The organism is Ramlibacter lithotrophicus, from assembly GCF_012184415.1.
In the GTDB taxonomy this organism is placed as follows: domain Bacteria; phylum Pseudomonadota; class Gammaproteobacteria; order Burkholderiales; family Burkholderiaceae_C; genus Ramlibacter; species Ramlibacter lithotrophicus.
This window is the reverse complement of record NZ_VTOX01000001.1, coordinates 89896-108431: the sequence shown is the minus strand read 5'-3', so window position 1 is coordinate 108431 and position 18536 is coordinate 89896. Positions and strand designations below refer to the sequence as shown.

Below are 18536 nucleotides of genomic sequence, written 5' to 3'. Positions count from 1 at the left end.
GCTGCCGGTGCCGCTCAGCCCGGCGCCTTCACCGCGCCCAATCCGCCCAGGAACAGGTCGGCCACGATCGGCGCCATGGCGTCGTGGTCCAGCGGGCCGTCCGGCTTCATCCACGTGAAGAGCCAGTTGATCATGCCGAACAGCAGCATGGTGAGCGGCTTGCCGAGCGCCTGCTCCCTGAGGTCCGGGCGCAGCGCGGCCACCACCTGCGCGAAACCGTTCACCACCTCGCGCTCCTTGCCCAGGATGCGGTCGCGATCCCCCGGCTCGAGGAACTTCACGTCCTCGGTCAGCACCCGGTGCGCATGTTGCGCGCCGGCATATTCCTCGACCAGGCGACGGATCAGTGTCCGCATCTGCACGGCGGGCGGGGCATCCTCGCCCAGCGACTCGCCGACGATCGCCTGCAGCCGCGAGACGTGGCTGTCGGCGATGCTGACGAGCAGGTCGTACTTGTCGCGGTAGTAGTGATAGAGCGTGGCCTTGGACAACCCGCAGGCCTCGGCGACCTGGTTCATCGAGGTGCCGGCGTAACCGCCGCGTGCGAACAACTGCGCGGCCTGCGCGAGGATCATCTCGCGCTGCTCGTCGTAGCCGGCGGACCGTCCTCTTCCCATGGCGCGGCGCGGGGTCAGCGCTCGTCGAACGAGAGCACGACGCGCTCGGTCATCGGATGCGCCTGGCAGGTGAGCACGAAGCCGGCGGCCACTTCCTGCTTGCCGAGGGCGAAGTTGCGCTCCATGCGCACGTCGCCTTCCAGCACCTTGGCGCGGCAGGTGCCGCAGACGCCGGACGTGCAGGAGAACGGCACCTCGAGTCCCGCGGCCGACGCCGCATCCAGGATGCTGGGCTGGTCGCGCGAGAAGTCGATCTCGCGCCGCAAGCCGTCGCGCACGATCACGACGCGCGAGCGCTCGGCGTCGCCCGGCTTGGCCTCGTGCACGACGGCGCCCACGGCGCCGGCCGCCTGCTGCGGCACGCCGAAGCGCTCGATGTGGATGCGGTCCTCCGGCACGCCGGCGGCCAGCAGCGCCGCCTCGGCTTCATCGTTCATCTGGAACGGTCCGCAGATATATGCGTGGTCGATCGTGGCGGGCGGGACCAGCACGCGCAGGAAGTCGCCGATCTTGGCCCTGTCCATCAGGCCCATGTTGATCGGCGAGTCGGTGTGCTCGTCCGAGAAGACATGGTGCAGGACGAGGCGAGTGAGGTAGCGGTCCTTCAGGTCCTCGATCTCCTCCTTGAACATGGTCGACTTGAGGCTCCGGTTGCCGTAGATCAGCGTGAAGCGGCTCGCCGGCTCGCGCGCCAGCACCGTCTTCATGATCGACAGGATCGGCGTGATGCCGCTGCCACCGGCGATGCCCAGGTGATGGCGCTGCGCCTGCGGCTCGATGGGCACGAAAAAGCGCCCTTGCGGTGCCATCACGTTCACGATGTCGCCGGGCTTCAGGTGTTCGTTGATCCAGTTCGAGAACACGCCCCCGCGCACCTTGCGCACGCCCACGCGCAGCTCGCCCTCGTCGACGCCGGCGCAGATCGAATACGAGCGGCGCAGGTCCTGGCCGTCGATGTCGCGGCGCAGCGTGAGGTACTGGCCTTGCGTGAAGCCGAACACCGGCTGCAGGTCGGGTGGCACCTCGAACGAAACGACGACCGCCTCCTCGGTGTCGCGCTGGATGGTGCGCACGCGCAGCGGATGGAAGATGACGCTCATGTGGACGATCAGATCGGCTTGAAGTATTCGAAGGGTTCGCGGCAGGCGCGGCAGCGGTACAGCGCCTTGCAGGCGGTGGAGCCGAACTGCGACACGCGCTCGGTGTCGTCGCTGCCGCAACGCGGGCAGGCCAGGTGCGGCGCGCGCGCGCCGCGCGGCATGAAGCGCACGGGAACGCCGACATCGGTGGCGACGGGACCCGGCGGGACGATGCCGTATGCGAGCAACTTGCGCCGGCCTTCCTCGGTGATCCAGTCGGTGGTCCACGCCGGCGCGCGGCGCAGCGTCGCGCGGGCCGGGCCCAGCCCTTGCGCCCGCAGCGCCTCCAGCACGCTCTGCTCGATCATCTCGGTCGCGGGGCAACCGGAATAGGTCGGCGTCAGCACGATCTCGATCTCGCCGCCATGGTCGATGACGTCGCGCACGATCCCCAGCTCGCACACGGACACCGCCGGCACTTCGGGGTCGAGCACGCCGTCGAGCACCTGCCAGGCACGCTCGACACGCGTGGCCGGCGCCACGGCGACCGTCACCACGCGCCTCCGGGATAGGCGCGCTGAAGGTGCTGCATCTCGGCCAGCACGTAGCCCAGGTGTTCGCTGTGCACGCCTTGCTTGCCGGTGCTGAGGAACGGCGTCGCAACCGGCGCGGCCAATGAGGCTTCCGCCAGGATCGCGTCGATCTCCTCTCGCCATGCCGGCTCCAGTTCGCTCCACGCGGGGCCCAGGCCCGGGGCGGCCGCTTCGCGGTCCACGGCGTCGGCGGCGAACAACTCGGTCACATAGGGCCAGAGATCCTGGAGCGCGCGCTCCATGCGCCGCCGCGACTCCTCGGTGCCGTCGCCGAGGCGCACCACCCAGTCCGCGGCATGCTGCTGGTGGTAGCGCGCTTCCTTCACCGCCTTGCCGGCGATCGCCGCCAGCTCCGCATCGGTCGACTCGCGCAGCCGCTCCCACAGCAGCTTGAAGAAGGTCGCCATCATCGTGTTGCGAAGGCTGGTCACCGCGAAATCGCCGCGCGGCAGTTCCACCAGCGTCACATTTCGGTAGTCACGCTCCTCGCGCAGGAAGGCAAGCTGGTCCTCGTCGTGGCCCGCGCCATCGAGCGCACCGGCGCGCGTCAGCACGGCCCGCGCCTGGCCGACCAGGTCCAACGCCATGTTGGACAGGGCGATGTCTTCCTCCAGCGCCGGCGCATGGCCGCTCCACTCTCCCAGCCGCTGCGCCTGGATCAAGGCGGTGTCGCCGATGCGCAGCAGGTACTGCACCGCCGCGCTGGAGCCGATCCGGATCGATGCCTGCATCGCGGCCCTCACATGTGGTCGACCGAAGCCGGCAGCTTGTAGAAGGTCGGGTGCCGGTAGACCTTGTCTTCGGCCGGGTCGAAGAAGCTGCCTTTCTCGCCGGGGTCGCTGGCGACGATCTGGTCGGACCGCACCACCCACACGCTGGTGCCTTCCTGGCGGCGCGTGTACACGTCGCGCGCGGCCTGGATCGCCATCTGCGCGTCGGCGGCGTGCAGGCTGCCGCAGTGCTTGTGGTCGAGCCCGGACTTGCTGCGGACGAACACCTCCCACAGCGGCCATTCCTTATTGACGTCGGTCATCTCTGATCCTCTTGAATGCAGTTACCGGATGGCTACCGTCAATCACGCGGCCTTCGCGTCGCGCGACTGCTTGCGCGCATGCGCCAGCGCCGCTTCGCGCACCCAGGCGCCCTCGTCCCACGCCTTCACGCGCGCGGCGAGCCGCTCCCGGTTGCACGGGCCGTTGCCGTTCACCACGCGCCAGAACTCGTCCCAGTCGATCCGGCCGAAGTCGTAGTGCTGCCGCTCCTCGTTCCACTTCAGGTCGGGATCCGGCAGCGTCACGCCCAGCACCTTGGCCTGTTCCGCCGCCGCGTCGATGAACTTCTGGCGCAGTTCGTCGTTGGAGATGCGCTTGATGCCCCAGCGCATCGACTGCGCGGAATTGGGCGATTGGTCGTCGGGCGGGCCGAACATCATGATCGACGGCCACCACCAGCGGTTCACCGCGTCCTGCACCATCTCCTTCTGCGCAGCGGTGCCCTGCTGCATCATGACCAGCAGGCTCTCGAAGCCCTGGCGCTGGTGGAAGCTCTCCTCGCGGCAGATGCGCACCATCGCCCGCGCATACGGCCCGTACGAGCAGCGGCAGATCGGCACCTGGTTCATGATCGCCGCACCGTCGACCAGCCATCCGATGGTGCCGACGTCGGCCCAGGTCAGCGTCGGGTAGTTGAAGATCGAACTGTATTTCGCCTTGCCGGTATGCAGTGCATCGAGCATCTGGTCTCGCGAGGTGCCCAGCGTCTCCGCCGCCGAATACAGGTACAGGCCGTGGCCGCCCTCGTCCTGCACCTTCGCCAGCAGGATCGCCTTGCGCTTCAGGGTCGGCGCGCGCGTGATCCAGTTTCCTTCCGGCAGCATGCCGACGTACTCGGAATGCGCGTGCTGGCTGATCTGACGCACCAGCGTCTTGCGGTAGTGCTCCGGCATCCAGTCCCTGGGCTCGATGAATTCGCCCTCGGCGATGCGCGCCTCGAAGCGCTCCTCCAGCTGCACGTCCTCGACGGAGCGCACCGGCGTGCGCGCCGGCGCCTCCTTGCCCATGGTGTCCATGGCCTGCGTGTACATCTGTCTTCTCCCTGCTCCAGGTGGGTCGGAGTCGTTCTACCGACCGTTCGGTTGGCGATAGAGTACGGGAAACCTTGATCCAGGTCAAACAGCTCGGACCGGCGGAGCTGGGAAGTTCCGGCTTCAGCGCCGGGACCGGCGGACGGCGGGTGCCTCCTCCGAAGCCGGTTCCTCCACCGGCACCCGGGTTTCTGCCTTCACTTCCTTGAGCACCACGCTCGAGCGCACGTGCGTCACACCGGGCAGCTTGAAGGCGGTCTCGTGCAGGAACGCCTCGTACTGCTTGATGTCCGGCACCAGCACCTTGATCACGTAATCGGCCTGGCCGGTGGTGGCATAGCAGCTCACGATCTGCGGGCAGTCGGCGACGGCGCGCTCGAACTGGCGGACGTCTTCCTCGCTGTGCCGCGTGAGGTTGAGCTCGGCCAGCACGCACAGGGACAGGCCTACCTTCTCGCGGTCCACAAGGGCCGTGTAGCGGCGGATCACGCCGCTGGCCTCCAGCTCCTTGACCCGCTTCCAGCACGGCGTGCTGGACAGGCCAACGGCCGTGGCCAGCTGCTGGACGGTCTGGCGCGAATCGCGCTGCAGTTCGCCGAGCAGCAGGCGGTCGTAGCGGTCGAGCTTGTTCATTTCGTGGTTCTGGCAAATCTGGGAATGAAATTCTGCTACGTCCTAGCATTACCAGCAAAGAAGAATCCTGTTCCCCCTGAAATTGCGTAATCTCGTCTTTCACAACAACTGCCGGAGCAGTGCATGGCCGAGACAACCATGACCGATTCGCCGTCGCTCGTGCGGCGGGACTACCGCCTCACCGACAACCTGGCCGCCAGCGGCGGCGCCATCTTTCTGACCGGAACGCAGGCGCTGGTGCGCCTGATGCTGATGCAGCGCCAGCGCGACGCCGCCGCGGGACTGGACACGCGCGGCTTCGTCAGCGGCTACCGCGGCTCGCCGCTCGGGATGGTGGACCAGGCGCTGTGGAAGGCCGGCGCGCAGCTCGATGCCAGCGGCGTGCGGTTCCTGCCGGCGATCAACGAGGAACTGGGCGCGACCGCCGTGCTCGGCACCCAGCGTGTCGAGGCCGACCCCGAGCGCACCTGCGCCGGCGTGTTCGCCATGTGGTACGGCAAGGGCCCCGGCGTCGACCGCGCCGGCGACGCGCTGAAGCACGGCAACGCCTACGGGGCTTCGCCGCACGGCGGCGTGCTGATGGTGGCGGGCGACGACCACGGCTGCGTGTCGTCGTCGATGCCGCACCAGAGCGACCAGGCCTTCCAGTCCTGGCACGCGCCCGTCGTCGCGCCGGCGAGCGTCGCCGAGTACCTGGAGTTCGGACTGTACGGGTGGGCGCTCTCGCGCTTTTCCGGCAACTGGGTCGGCTTCACGGCGCTGTCGGAAATCGTCGAAAGCGGTTCCACCGTCGACCTGGACCTGGTCAACGCCCGCGTCGCCGCCTGGCAGGACGGCGAAACGGTGCGCAGCGTGACCGGGTACCAGCCGCCGGCCGGCGGGCTGCACTATCGCTGGCCCGACCTGCCGTCGCTCACCATCGAGCAGCGCCTGCACGCCAAGCTGGACGCGGTACGCGCTTTCGCCCGCGTCAACAGCATCGACCGGCACATCGTGGCGAGTCCGCACGCGAGCGTCGGCATCGTCACCGCCGGCAAGGCGCACTACGACCTGATGGAGGTGCTGCGGCGGCTGGACATCTCGCCCGAGACGCTGGCGCAGCACGGCGTGCGCATCTACAAGCTGGGTCTCACGTATCCGATCGAGCCGACGCGCATGCGCGAATTCGCACGCGGGTTGACCGAGATCCTGGTCGTCGAGGAAAAAAGCCCGGTCGTCGAGGAGCAATTGCGCTCGATGTTCTACAACGCCGCCCAGCGGCCGGTGATCGTCGGCAAGCAGGACAGCGCCGGGCGCCCGTTGATTTCCGCGCTGGGCGAACTGCGGCCTTCCCGCCTGATCGAGATCCTGGCCAACTGGCTGGCCGGCCATTTCCCCGACCTGGACCGGCGGCACCTGGTGCGCGACTTCACGCTGCCGGAACTGCTGTCCAACGCCTCGGACAGCGTCAAGCGCCTGCCCTACTTCTGCGCCGGCTGTCCGCACAACACCTCGACCCGCGTGCCGGAGGGCTCGCATGCGCAGGCCGGGATCGGATGCCACTTCATGGCGAGCTGGATGGATCGCGACACCGAAGGCCTGATCCAGATGGGCGGCGAAGGCGTGGACTGGGTCTCGCACGCCATGTTCACCAAGGTACCGCATGTCTTCCAGAACCTCGGCGACGGCACCTACTACCACTCGGGCTATCTCGCGATCCGCCAGGCCGTGGCAGCCAAGGCGACGCTGACCTACAAGATTCTCTTCAACGACGCGGTCGCGATGACCGGCGGCCAGCCGGTGGACGGCATCATCAGCGTCGACGGCATCGCACGTCAGGTCGAGGCCGAGGGCGTGAAGCAGGTCGTGGTGCTGTCCGACGACATCGCCAAGTACGAGCGCATGCGCGACCGCTTCCCGGCCGGCACCGAGTTCCATGACCGCGGCCGGCTCGATGCCGTGCAGCGGCGCCTGCGCGAGATCCCCGGCGTCACGGTGCTGATCTACGAGCAGACCTGCGCCGCGGAAAAGAGGCGGCGGCGCAAGAAAGGCGAGCTGGCCGACCCGGCACGGCGCCTGTTCATCAACGACCGGGTCTGCGAAGGCTGCGGCGACTGCTCGGTTCAGAGCAACTGCGTGGCGGTGCAGCCGCTGGAGACCCCGCTGGGCCGCAAGCGCCGGATCGACCAGAGCAGTTGCAACAAGGACTATTCGTGCGCCAAGGGCTTCTGCCCCAGCTTCGTCGGCGTGGTTGGCGGCAAGCCGCGACAACGCGCCGGCGCGCTCGCCAGCGGCAGCAAGGTCTTCATGTCGCAGGTGAATGCCCTGCCGCTGCCGGCGCCGCATGCGTGGACGGGTCCGTACGACCTGCTGGTGACCGGCGTCGGGGGGACCGGCGTGGTGACCGTGGGCGCGCTCCTGGCCATGGCGGCGCACCTGGAAGGCAAGAGCGCCAGCGTGCTGGACTTCATGGGCTTCGCCCAGAAAGGCGGCTCGGTCCTGAGTTTCGTGCGCCTCGCCGACCTGCCGTCGCGCCTGAACCAGGTCCGCATCGACACCCAGCAGGCCGACGCGCTGCTGGCGTGCGACCTGGTGGTGGGGGCGTCGGCCGACGCGCTCGCCACGGTGCGCCACGGCCGCACCCGCATCCTGGCCAACACGCACGAAGTGCCGGTGGCCGAACTCCTGCGCAACCCGGACGCCAGCCTGAAGTCGCCGGAGCTGCTTGAGAAGCTGCGCTTTGCCGCCGGCGCCGACCGTGTGGAAACGCTGGATGCCCAGGCCCTGGCCGAGGCGTTCCTGGGAGACTCCATCTACTCAAACATCGTGGCACTGGGCGCTGCCTGGCAGCGTGGCCTGGTGCCGGTGAGCCAGGAGGCGCTGCTGCGCGCCGTCGAACTGAACGGCGTCGCGGTGGAGAACAACAAGCTGGCGCTGGCGCTCGGCCGGCTGACCGTGGGCGAGCCGCAGGCGGTCGTGGCGCTGCTGCGCGGCACGCCCACCGAACCGGCGCGCGAGGACGGCACGCTCGACGCGGTGATCGCGCGCGGCGTGGCCCACCTCACCGGCTACCAGGACGCGGGCTACGCAAAACGCTATGCCGGGTTCGTCGGCGAGGTGCGCCGCCGCGAGGATTCGCTGGGCGCCGATCCATCCTTGCCATTGACCCGCACCGTCGCGCAGGCCCTGCTCAAGCTGATGGCCTTCAAGGACGAATACGAGGTGGCGCGCCTGTACACCGACGGCGAATTCACCCGTTCCCTGCGCGAGCAGTTCGAAGGCGAATTCGAACTGGAGTTCTACATGGCGCCGCCCGCCCTCTCGCGCGTTCGCGGTGGCCAGCCGCCGCGCAAGATCCGCCTGGGCGGCTGGATGCTGCCCGCGATGAAACTGCTGGCGCGGGCCAGGCGGCTGCGCGGCACGGTGTTCGACGTCTTCGGCCGCACCGAGGAGCGCCGCATGGAGCGCGAACTGGCCGGACGCTATCGCGACCGCATCGAAGCGCTGCTGCCGTTGCTCACGCGCGAGCGCCTGAAGACCGCCTGCGAGATTGCCGCGCTGCCGCTGCAGATGCGCGGCTTCGGCCACGTGAAGTCGGCCAACGTGGCGCTCGCCCAGGCCCAGGAAGCGGAACTGCTGCACCGCTTCGATGCCGCGACCTACCCGCGACCGGCGGCGTCACGGCAGGCCGGGCAGATCCGCGGCATCCGGGTGACGGTGGCGGCGCATTAGGGAAGCTCTGAATAAATCGCGTCGTGCGCGCTCGAGACGAAAACGGGATGATTTGCCCGCCAACGTTTCGCAGCCGGTGCTGGACGCACCGGCCAGGAACTTGGTGGGCAAAGCGCCCGTTTTCGTCCGAGCCCTACGGGACGACGCTTTTCCGGGCGAGCTCCGTTGTTGCCGGACCAGGCAAGCCGTCCAGGCTTGCCTTGGGTCCGGCGCCTAGGATCTCATCCCGGAAAAGCGCCGTCGCGCGCGGCGGGATTTGTTCAGAGCTTCCCTAGCGGCGCTCGCGCCGCTGCCGCGCCGCCTGCGCCAGCTGGCGCAGCACGGTCTCGGTCTGCTCCCAGCCGATGCAGCCATCGGTGATGGAGACGCCGTATTGCAGCGGCACGCCGGGGCGCAGCTCCTGCTTGCCGGGATTCAGGTGGCTCTCGATCATCAGGCCGAGGATGCGCTGCTCGCCGGCGGCGATCTGCTGGGCGAGGTCGCCGGCGACTTCGACCTGCCGCAGGTAGTTCTTCGCGGCGTTGGCGTGCGAGCAGTCGACCATCACGCGTTCGCAGACGCCTGCCTTGTGCAACATGGCGGACGCCGCCTCGATGTCGGCAGCGTGGTAGTTCGGTCCGCGCGAGCCACCGCGCAGGATGACGTGGCAATCGGCGTTGCCGTCGGTCTCGAAGATCGCGGCCTGCCCCATCTTGGTCATGCCCATGAAGGCGTGCGGCGAGCGACACGCGACGAGCGCGTCCACGGCCATCTGCACGCCGCCGCCGGTGCCGTTCTTGAAGCCGATCGGGCAGCTCAGGCCCGAGGCCAGTTGCCGGTGGCTGGGGCTTTCGGTGGTGCGCGCGCCGATGGCGCCCCAGCTGACCAGGTCCGCGACGTACTGCGGGCTCAGCAGGTCGAGGAACTCGGTGCCCACCGGGAGGCCGAGGCGCGTGATCGACAGCAGCAGCGAACGCGCGAGGCGCAGGCCCTCGTTCATGCGGAAGCTGCCGTCCAGGTGCGGGTCGTTGATGAAACCCTTCCAGCCGACGGTGGTGCGCGGCTTCTCGAAATACACGCGCATGACGAGCAACAGGTCGTCCTGCAGCTGCGGCGCCAGGGCGCGCAGGCGGCGCGCGTATTCCAGCGCCTGTTCCCCGTCATGGATGGAGCAGGGACCGACGACGACCAGCAGGCGCGGGTCGCGGCCGTGGACGATGGCGGCCACCTGGTCGCGGCTGGCCTCGACGAAGCCCTGCACCGCGGCGTCCGCCGGATAGTCGTCCTGCAGCAAGGCGGGCGAAATGAGCGGGCGGACCTGCCGGATGCGGACGTCGTCCAGCCGGGTCGCCTGGGGCCTGTCTTCACTGGGCAGCGCGTTCCGCCGGCTGCCTTCGATGGCTGGGAGATTCATGTACGAAGTCTACGTCCTGCGCCGGGGCGTGCCGCCGTCGGCCGGCGCATGACGAAGGTCAATGCGCCGGCCGGCAAAGCTGACATCCTGCGGCAAGGATCGGGAAAGCTGCCATGCCTGCGCAACAAGTTCGTGGGGGCCCGCGGTACGCGCCGCCGCGGTGGTTGTTGCGCGCGCTGTGCGCGCTGGTGGCCGTCGCGGCGCTCGCGGCCGCCGGTCCGGCACAGGCACGCAGCCGCGCGTTCGACGAGGCGGTGCAGCAGTACCGTGCCGGTCGCCTCTCCGACGCGTTCGGACGCTTCTTCGCGCTCGCCAACGAGGGCGACGCCGACGCCGCGCGCATCGCGCTGTTCATGCACCAGTACGGGCCCGTGCTGTACGGCCGCTACTGGGATGCCGCGCCGCATGAGGTGGCGCGCTGGCAGGCGCTGCAGGACCGGCCGGCCGCGCACCCGCAGCCGCCGTTCCGGCCGGACTGGCTGGACAACGGCAGCTTCCGGCCTAAGCCGAAAGCGAAGTCCGGCGTCAAGCAGACCGCGGTGCGATGACGGCGCGCCCGTCGACCGCCGGCGGGATCAGAGGCGGATCACGCGAGCGTGCGCGGGCCCGTACAAGGCCGCGACTTCGGCCGCCCGGTGCTCCAGCACGGCGCGCTGGTTGATGTAACCCTTGTCGGTGATCTCGCCGGCGTCGGCGCTGGGCGACTCCGCCTGCACCAGCGCCCGCGTCGGGAACTGCGACGAGCCGCCGCCTTCGTCCGCGAGCCGGCGCATGGCCTCGAGCAGGTGCGAATGCAGTTCGGCCTCGGGAATCGCCCTCGCCTGCGGCGTCGGAAACACCAGCAGTCCCATCTCGTCGCGGTCGTGCCCGGTGATCACGACATCGGCGACATGCGGGGCCATGGCCGACACGATGCGTGGGCGCAACGTGCCGACGCTCACCCAGGTTCCGGTCGAGAGCTTGAAGTCCTCGGCGACGCGCCCGTCGAAGGCGACGCCCTGCGACGGATCCTTCGGGTCCACCAGCTGTCCGGCGTCGCCGATGCGGTAGAAGCCCTCTTCGTCGAACGCCGCGCGGGTGAGATCGTCCTGGTTCAGGTAGCCGGGGAAGATGTTGGGGCCGCGTACCCGCATCTCCAGCTTGTTGCCGTTGGGCGTGAGCTTGAGCTCGCCCCCCGGCAGCGGCAGCCCGAGGCAGCCCGCCTGCGCGATGCGCCAGTGCACCGCCGTCATGCCCGGCGAGGTTTCCGTGGAGCCCCACGCCGAAGTGAACCAGACCGGGCGCTCCCGCACCCTGGCTGCCACGGCCTCCAGCCGTTGCCACAGGCTTTGCGGCAGTGCGGCCGCGGCGTAGAAGATGCCCTCCAGGTTGGCGAAGACGTCGCGCGCCGTGGCCTCGTCCTGCTCCAGGTACGGCAGCAGCATGTCGAAGCCGCGCGGCACGTTGAAGTAGAAGTTCGGCCCGACCTCGCGCAGGTTGCGAACGCTGTGCTCGATCAGGCCGGGTGCCGGGCGCCCTTCGTCGATGTACATGGCGCCGCCGTGCGACAGCACCATGTTGAAGTTGTGGTTCCCGCCGAACGTGTGGCTCCAGGGCAGCCAGTCGACCAGCACCAGCGGGTGCCGCGTGAGAAACGGCCACACCTGCGAGATCTGCTGCTGGTTCGCGCACAACATGCGGTGGGTGTTGATGACGACTTTCGGAAATCCCGTGGAGCCGCTGGTCAGCAGGTACTTGGCATGGCCGGCCGGACGAATGGCCGCGAACGCGTCCATCACCGCCGTCGTTTCGCTGGCGGCCTCCAGCGACGCGAACGTGCCGGCCCCGGGGTGCTCGGCGGCGTTGGCGCCGAAGTACACCGGTGACTTGCTGCCCCACGCCTGCACGGCCGGGCCGTACACGCGCGCGTCGGACGCATAGACCAGCGCCGGAGACAGCATGTCCAGGATGCCGGAGATCTTCGAATAGTTCTTCGTCAGCCGGCAATAGGCGCTCGACACCATGCAGAACGGACGGCCCACGTGCATCGCGGCCAGGCCCAGCAGGGCCGCCTCGATCGCGTTGTCCGACAGGATCACGACCGGCCGGCCGGCCGCGAAGCGCGCGTCCAGCAGGCCCTGCGCGATGCGGCCGACCCGCTCGCGCGCCTGCCGGTAGGCGACCTTGCGCCAGCGGCCCTCGGCATCCCGCTCGGCGAGGAACAGTGCGTCGGGCGTGGCGCTGGCCCAGTGCTCGAGCCAGTCGCCGACGCAGCGCGCGAACGGCTGCAAAGGCAGCGGGTTGCGCAGCACCAGGCTGCCGTCGGGCCGCGCCAGGACCTCGACGCGCGGCGGGGCCAGGGCGAGCTCGTCGCCGAACGGGAAGTGGTTCACGGTCGTGTCTCCTGCGTCGCCGGCGATCACGTCGCCGCCGGCGTATGCCGGACATGATCCGCGCGATCCCGCGCGATGTGAAGTGGGATTGGCCCCGCCGGCCTTGACCGCCGACAAGGTATCGGCCCGGCGCCGGCGCCCCGCTACCAGCGCACCGACGCGATGACGGCGTCGTTGATGCGCTGCATCCACTCCAGCTGCAGGGGCGTGGGCAGGCCCAGCGACGACACGCGGGCCGCGGCGGCGTCCCCGGCCGCCCGGTCGGCGGCCGCCATGGCCGCGAGCTCCTCGGCCGTCAACAAATGCACGGCGCTCGCGCGGAAGATGGCCGGGGTCCCGGCCGCCGGCTGCGCGATGACGGTCTGCGCCTGGTAGGTCTCGATCGTCTGGGCCGTGTAGGGCGCGATGCTCTGCGCGGTGTACGGCGCGATGGTGGCGCTCTGGTAGACCGCGATCGACCCGTCGGAACAAGCTTCCCGGCCGTTCACGGTGATGAGCGTCGCACCGCCGGTGCAGTAGTAATAGGCACCGCACGAGCCGACGCCGTTGGTGAAGGTCATCGGGACGCCGGCGGGGCAGGTATAGCCGGTCGCGCGAGTGTCCAGGGCGGTGGTATTGGGAACAGGCGACGTGTACCGCGCCGGAAAGTAGCCTGCGACCTCCTGGGCCACGTACACCGGGATGATCTCGGCCTGGTAGTTCTCGACGATGGTGCCGCGGCTGAAATGGGCGTCGAGGTACGCCGGGCGCAGGCCGCTGCTGGTGCCGGAAAAGCTCACCGCGAAGGCCTTCATGAACTCGGTGCTGCCGGCGCCGGCGGGCAGTGCACTGCCGTTGAGGGTGACCGGCTGGCCGCTCATGGTCCAGCCGTCGAACACCGCATCGGAGAAATCGGCCGAAAGGGCGCCGAAGATCGCGTCGGGGTTGGCCGCGGAAAGGCGGCTGCCGAGCGTGTCCAGCGCCGCCAGCACCAGGGCGAGCTGGACGCCTTCGGGGTTGCTCGTGACCGAGGCGACATCGAACACCGGGACGATCCGGCTGGGCCTGGAGCGCAGCCCGTACTGCCAGGCGACCCAGTTCTCCGCCAATTCAACGGCGGGCGCCAATCCGTCGCCGCGCGCGAGGTAGGTGCGCGTGAGCGAAGCCGCCATGTCGGTGAGCGGGTTCACGGAAATGCCGCTCTCGCCTGCCGCCGAAACCGTCGCCAGCATCGCGCTGACCGTGGTCTGCGAGGCGATGGCAGCACCGTTGTAGGCGCTGCTGTAGGTGCCGCCGCTCGCCTCGACGAGCACCGGCCCGGCCGGTGGCGCAGGCAAGGTCACCGAGAAGCGCCCATCCGCCGCGGTGACCGCGCTGGCCAGCAGGCCGCCGCGCGTGCCGTCGCCGTTCAGGTTGTAGACGCCGACGGTGGCTCCAGCGAGCAGGCCTTTGGCCGCCACGCCGGAGATGACCGGGCAGTTCTCGGGGTAGACGTAACAGGCGAAGTCGGCGATGGTGCCGACCCGGTCGATACCCGGGCTCAGCAAGCCCATCACATAGACGACTCCGTCCGCCACGCCCAGGTAGATCCCGTTGGCGTAAGCCCGATAGACGTACGGGCCCAGCACCTGATTCGGTTCATGCGAGGGGAAGTAGTCGCGGTACACCCCTTCGGCCCAGTCCATCAGCGCCGTCGCGTCCACCGTGCGTGCGGCCCGCTGGGGTACCTGGCGCAACGCAGCGACCTGGCTTGCGCCGGCACCGTCCGCGATCGGCGGATCCGCCGCCGGGCCGCCCCCGCCGCAAGCCACCAGGAATGCCGTCGAGACGGCCGCGAACACACCGCGCGCCCATTGCTGCATCGCTGTTCTCCTCGACAGTAAATGTATCAGGACGATTTTTTTGAATCAATACGTGTTTCGCCGCGGGGAAGACACCACGCACGCCGGCCGCGTATCCGCCCTGGGACAGCTCGTCGGGTGAAACGTCCCCTCTTGCGAAAACGCAAGTGGCGGCGGCCGGGCCGCGGCTACAAATGCGGCGTCCTGGGACGCTCGTGCCGGACCCGGCCGCGCGGGACGCGGTTTTTCCCTGGGTTGTCCAGAATGAACGATGCGCATCCGGCGGCAACGCCACGGCGCGAACCGGGGCTGTCGCGCCGCGAATTGCTGCAGGCATCCGGTGCGGGCCTTTCCCTGGCCGCCCTGCCCGCGGCGCTGGCCCAGGCAGCACCGGCGGCTGTCAGGTCCCTCAAGGCGAGCGCCTTTGCACAGGCGATCCGGCCGGGCGAGTCCACCGAGGTCTGGGGTTTCAACAGTTCGCTGCCGGGCCCGGTGCTGCGCTATCGCCGCGGAGACGTCGCGCAGATCGCCGTCGCCAACGCCCTGCCGCGCAACGCGGGCACCACCGTGCACTGGCACGGGATCCGCGTGCCCAACGCGATGGACGGTGTGCCCCAGGTGACCCAGGACCCGATCGCGGTCGGCGAGACCTTCAACTACGAGTTCCGCGTGCCGGACGCGGGCACGTACTGGTACCACCCGCACCAGATGAGTTACGAGCAGGTGGCGCGCGGCATGTACGGCATGCTGATCGTCGACGAGGACAAGCCGATCGCGGTGGATCGCGAAGTGCTGTGGGCCCTCGGCGACGTCAAGCTCGATGCGAAGGGACGGCAGGTCGACGACTTCGGCCGCCTGCAGGACCTCGGTGGCGGCGGGCGGCTCGGCAACGTCTTCACCCTCAACGGCCGGCAGGCGGGACGCGACCGGCGGCTTGCCGTGCGCAGCGGCGAGCGGATCCGGCTGCGCCTGGTGAACACGGCGACGGCGCGCATCTTCCTGCTCGACTTCCGCGGCCAGCGGCCGCTGGTCGTCGCGCATGACGGCCAGGCCGTGGAGCCGCACCCGCTGCCGCAAGGCCTGTTGCTGCTCGGCCCCGGCATGCGCACCGACCTGGTCCTCGACTGCGACGGTGCTCCCGGCGACACCTATCCCGTGATCGACCGGCGCGACCGCGGCTACCAGATCGCGACGATCGCGTACGAGCGCAAGCCGGCCGTGCGCAGCCGCGCGCTGCGCGATCCGCTGCGCATCGAGGCCAACGCCTTGCCCGAGCCGGATCCGGTCAAGGCCGTGGAGCACTTCCTCGTGTTCGAAGGCGGCCTGCTGGGCCGGCCGGCGATCGGGATGGTGGACGGCAAGCCGCTGAAGATCCCCGAGATCATGCGGTCGCGCGGCCTGTCGTGGACCATGAATTACGTCGCCGAGCACGAGCACGCCATGCTGCACACGCCGATGTTCACCTTCCGCCAGGGCGAACACGTCGTGCTCAAGATGGTCAACGAGACCGAGTTCGAGCACCCGATGCACCTGCACGGCCACTCGTTCCGCGTGCTGCGCGTCAACGACCGCCCCACCCGATTCAGGGAATGGCGCGACACCGTCATGGTCGCGCCGCGCGGTTCGGTCGACATCGCGTTCGTCGCCGACAACCCGGGCGAATGGATGTTCCACTGCCACATCCTCGAACACGCGGCGGGCGGAATGATGGGGACCGTGGCCGTCGAGTGACGGCGCGCAGGGGAACGAGCACGTGGACAGGCTCCTGGCCGAGTCGCTCGAAAGGCTGATCCGCCAGTCGGCGGAGGTGTTCGGTCCGGAACACCCCTCCACGCTGATGCTGCGGCAGCAGCTCGAAGCGGCTAACGCCGCCCAGGACAAGCCGCCCCGGGTGTTCTGGATGAAGCAGGCGCCGCCGCCGCCACCCGACGAGAAGGGCTGATCGCCCTTCCCGCTCGGCGGCAGCACGCCATCAACGCCGCGGCTTGCGGCTCTTCACCTTGCTCGCCGCCTTCTTCACCGCGGCACGCAGTCCATGGATCGACGATGCCGGCTCCGCGAGCGCCTTCTTGGCCGCCCGCTTGGTCGAGGTCTTGGTCGGCACGCCGGTCGGCGCGACGCCCTTCTCCTTCATCGCGCGCGCGATCAGCTCCTCGCCTTCGCGCACCAGGCGGAAGTCGATCTTGCGGCCGTCGAGGTCGACCCGGCTGACCTGCACGCGCACCCGAGAACCGATCGCGTAGCGGATGCCGGTGCGCTCGCCGCGCAGCTCCTGCCGGGCCTCGTCGAACTTGAAGTATTCGCCGCCCAGCTCGGTGATGTGCACCAGGCCCTCGACATACATCTGGTCCAGCGTGACGAAGATGCCGAAGGTGGTGGCGGCCGTCACCACGCCGCTGTATTCCTCGCCCAGGTGCTCGCGCATGTACTTGCACTTGAGCCAGGCCTCGACGTCGCGGCTGGCTTCGTCGGCGCGGCGCTCGTTGGCGCTGCAGTGCAGGCCGGCGGCCTCCCAGGCCTGGACGTCGCGGCTCGGCGGTGGCGCCGGCTTCTTCAGCTTGTGCGCCGGCGCCCGCACCTTGGATGCGAGGCGGCGCGCCAGCTTCTCGTGCGCTTCGCCGGGCGTCGGCAAGGCAGGCAGCTCGTACTTGCGCCTGGCGAGGATCGCCTTGATCACCCGGTGCACCAGCAGGTCCGGGTAGCGCCGGATCGGGCTGGTGAAGTGCGTGTAGGCGTCGTACGCCAGGCCGAAGTGCCCGCTGTTGATCGGCGTGTAGATGGCCTGCTGCATGGATCGCAGCAGCATCGTGTGGATCTGCTGCGAGTCAGGGCGGTCCCGGGTGGCCTCGGCGATGCGCTGGAACTCGGCCGGCTGCGGCTCCTCGGTGATCGTGAGCGGGACGCCGATCGCCTTGAGGTAGTTGCGCAGGATGTCCTTCTTCTCCGGCGTCGGGCCTTCGTGCACGCGGAACAGGCCGGGGTGCTTGCTCTCCTGGATGAAGTCGGCGCTGCACACGTTGGCGGCGAGCATCGCCTCCTCGATCAGCCGGTGCGCGTCGGTGCGGGTGCGCGGCACGATGCGCTCGATGCGCCCGCTCTCGTCGCACACGATCTGCGTCTCGGTCGTCTCGAAGTCGACGGCGCCACGCTGCATGCGCGCCTTCAGCAGCGCCCGGTACACGTCGTGCAGGTTCAGCAGGTCCTGCACTCGCTCCTTGCGCCGCACGGCCTCGGGGCCGTTCGTGTTCGCGAGGATGGCGGCGACCTCGGTATACGTGAAGCGCGCGTGGCTCCACATCACGGCCGGATAGAACTGGTAGGCGTAGATCTCGCCGGTACCCGTGATCAGCATGTCGCACACCATGCACAGCCGCTCCACTTCGGGGTTCAGCGAGCACAGGCCGTTGGACAGCTTCTCCGGCAGCATCGGGATCACCCGCCGCGGGAAATAGACGCTGGTGGCGCGGTCGTAAGCGTCGATGTCGATCGCGCTCCCGGTCTCCACGTAATTGCTGACGTCGGCGATCGCCACCAGCAGGCGCCAGCCCTTGGTGCGGCCGACCTTCGCCGGCTCGCAATACACCGCGTCGTCGAAGTCTCGCGCGTCCTCGCCGTCGATGGTGACCAGCGGCACGTCGGTGAGGTCGACGCGGTGCGCCTTGTCCTGCGGGCGCACCTTGTCCGGCAACGAGCGCGCGAGGGCCAGGCACGCGTCCGAGAACTCGTGCGGCACGCCGTACTTGCGCACGGCGATCTCGATCTCCATGCCGGGGTCGTCGATCTCGCCGAGGACTTCCTTGACGCGGCCGACCGGCTGCCCGTACAGGCTGGGCGGCTCGGTCAGTTCGACCACGACCACCTGCCCGGGCTTGGCGAGCCCGGTCGCGCCCTTGGGGATCAGGACGTCCTGGCCGTAGCGCTTGTCCTCGGGCGCGACCAGCCAGACGCCGCTTTCGTGCAGCAGCCGGCCGATGATCGGATGCGGCGGGCGCTCGATGATTTCCACCACCCGGCCCTCGGCCCGGCCGCGCCGGTCGTGCCGCACGATGCGTGCCTTGACGCGGTCCTTGTGCAGCACCGCTCGCATTTCGTTGGGCGGCAGGTAGATGTCGCCTTCGCCGTCGTCGCGCACGACGAATCCGTGCCCGTCCCGGTGGCCCTGGATGACGCCCTCGATCTCATCGAGCAGGAGCCCGGTATTGCTGTGTCCAATGTTTTTGATATAGAATCCCTTC

Annotated in this window: 15 protein-coding genes; 4 read left to right on the top strand and 11 right to left on the bottom strand. The window is 69.2% G+C overall.

All coding sequences use genetic code 11. The features are described 5' to 3' along the window. Positions 1-14: 14 nt before the first annotated feature. The 7 genes from RAMLITH_RS00540 to RAMLITH_RS00510 form a co-directional block, all read right to left on the bottom strand. The gene (locus RAMLITH_RS00540) at positions 15-617 is read right to left on the bottom strand and encodes a TetR/AcrR family transcriptional regulator (RefSeq protein WP_168105398.1); all 603 of its coding nucleotides are present in this window, start codon (positions 615-617) and stop codon (positions 15-17) included. Between the two features lie 14 nt (positions 618-631). After that, complete coding sequence (gene paaE, locus RAMLITH_RS00535; protein WP_168105397.1) at positions 632-1717, bottom strand: 1,2-phenylacetyl-CoA epoxidase subunit PaaE; 1086 nt, start codon at positions 1715-1717, stop codon at positions 632-634. 8 nt (positions 1718-1725) lie between these two features. Then, on the bottom strand, positions 1726-2250 hold the full coding sequence (gene paaD, locus RAMLITH_RS00530) for a 1,2-phenylacetyl-CoA epoxidase subunit PaaD (RefSeq protein WP_337786080.1): 525 nt from the start codon (positions 2248-2250) through the stop codon (positions 1726-1728). Next, positions 2247-3020, bottom strand: coding sequence for a 1,2-phenylacetyl-CoA epoxidase subunit PaaC (paaC, locus tag RAMLITH_RS00525; protein ID WP_168105395.1), 774 nt, complete (start codon positions 3018-3020; stop codon positions 2247-2249). The genes paaD and paaC overlap by 4 nt, the downstream gene beginning before the upstream one ends. Positions 3021-3028: 8 nt before the next feature. Next, a complete protein-coding gene (gene paaB / locus RAMLITH_RS00520; RefSeq protein WP_168105394.1) occupies positions 3029-3322 on the bottom strand; it encodes a 1,2-phenylacetyl-CoA epoxidase subunit PaaB in 294 nt (97 codons plus the stop codon). Positions 3323-3364: 42 nt separating this feature from the next. Further along, the gene (gene paaA / locus RAMLITH_RS00515) at positions 3365-4372 is read right to left on the bottom strand and encodes a 1,2-phenylacetyl-CoA epoxidase subunit PaaA (protein WP_168105393.1); all 1008 of its coding nucleotides are present in this window, start codon (positions 4370-4372) and stop codon (positions 3365-3367) included. Positions 4373-4495: 123 nt separating this feature from the next. Further along, a complete protein-coding gene (locus tag RAMLITH_RS00510) occupies positions 4496-5005 on the bottom strand; it encodes an Lrp/AsnC family transcriptional regulator (protein WP_168105392.1) in 510 nt (169 codons plus the stop codon). Between the two features lie 123 nt (positions 5006-5128). On the opposite strand from RAMLITH_RS00510, the gene RAMLITH_RS00505 reads away from it, so the two are divergent. Next, on the top strand, positions 5129-8716 hold the full coding sequence (locus RAMLITH_RS00505) for an indolepyruvate ferredoxin oxidoreductase family protein (RefSeq protein WP_168105391.1): 3588 nt from the start codon (positions 5129-5131) through the stop codon (positions 8714-8716). Between the two features lie 271 nt (positions 8717-8987). On the opposite strand, the gene RAMLITH_RS00500 is transcribed toward RAMLITH_RS00505, so the two are convergent. Then, positions 8988-10109: a 3-deoxy-7-phosphoheptulonate synthase gene (locus RAMLITH_RS00500; RefSeq protein WP_168105390.1), complete on the bottom strand. Its 1122-nt coding sequence runs from the start codon at positions 10107-10109 to the stop codon at positions 8988-8990. 113 nt (positions 10110-10222) lie between these two features. Here RAMLITH_RS00500 and RAMLITH_RS00495 point away from each other — a divergent pair, with 113 nt between their 5' ends. Then, positions 10223-10657, top strand: coding sequence for a hypothetical protein (locus RAMLITH_RS00495; protein ID WP_168105389.1), 435 nt, complete (start codon positions 10223-10225; stop codon positions 10655-10657). A 27-nt stretch (positions 10658-10684) separates the two neighbouring features. Here RAMLITH_RS00495 and RAMLITH_RS00490 read toward each other — a convergent pair whose 3' ends face one another. Together RAMLITH_RS00490 and RAMLITH_RS00485 are read right to left on the bottom strand one after the other, a co-directional pair. After that, positions 10685-12481 carry an AMP-binding protein gene (locus tag RAMLITH_RS00490; protein WP_168105388.1) on the bottom strand — a complete coding sequence of 599 codons (1797 nt, stop codon included), beginning with the start codon at positions 12479-12481 and terminating at the stop codon, positions 10685-10687. A gap of 143 nt (positions 12482-12624) precedes the next feature. Further along, complete coding sequence (locus tag RAMLITH_RS00485) at positions 12625-14322, bottom strand: hypothetical protein (RefSeq protein WP_168105387.1); 1698 nt, start codon at positions 14320-14322, stop codon at positions 12625-12627. A gap of 243 nt (positions 14323-14565) precedes the next feature. On the opposite strand from RAMLITH_RS00485, the gene RAMLITH_RS00480 reads away from it, so the two are divergent. Both RAMLITH_RS00480 and RAMLITH_RS00475 read left to right on the top strand, forming a co-directional pair. Then, the gene (locus RAMLITH_RS00480) at positions 14566-16032 is read left to right on the top strand and encodes a multicopper oxidase family protein (protein ID WP_168105386.1); all 1467 of its coding nucleotides are present in this window, start codon (positions 14566-14568) and stop codon (positions 16030-16032) included. A gap of 22 nt (positions 16033-16054) precedes the next feature. Then, on the top strand, positions 16055-16243 hold the full coding sequence (locus RAMLITH_RS00475; RefSeq protein ID WP_168105385.1) for a hypothetical protein: 189 nt from the start codon (positions 16055-16057) through the stop codon (positions 16241-16243). Positions 16244-16273: 30 nt separating this feature from the next. Here the strand turns inward: RAMLITH_RS00475 and rnr are convergent, their stop codons facing one another. After that, positions 16274-18490, bottom strand: coding sequence for a ribonuclease R (gene rnr, locus RAMLITH_RS00470; protein ID WP_181017750.1), 2217 nt, complete (start codon positions 18488-18490; stop codon positions 16274-16276). Between the last annotated feature and the right edge of the window lie 46 nt (positions 18491-18536).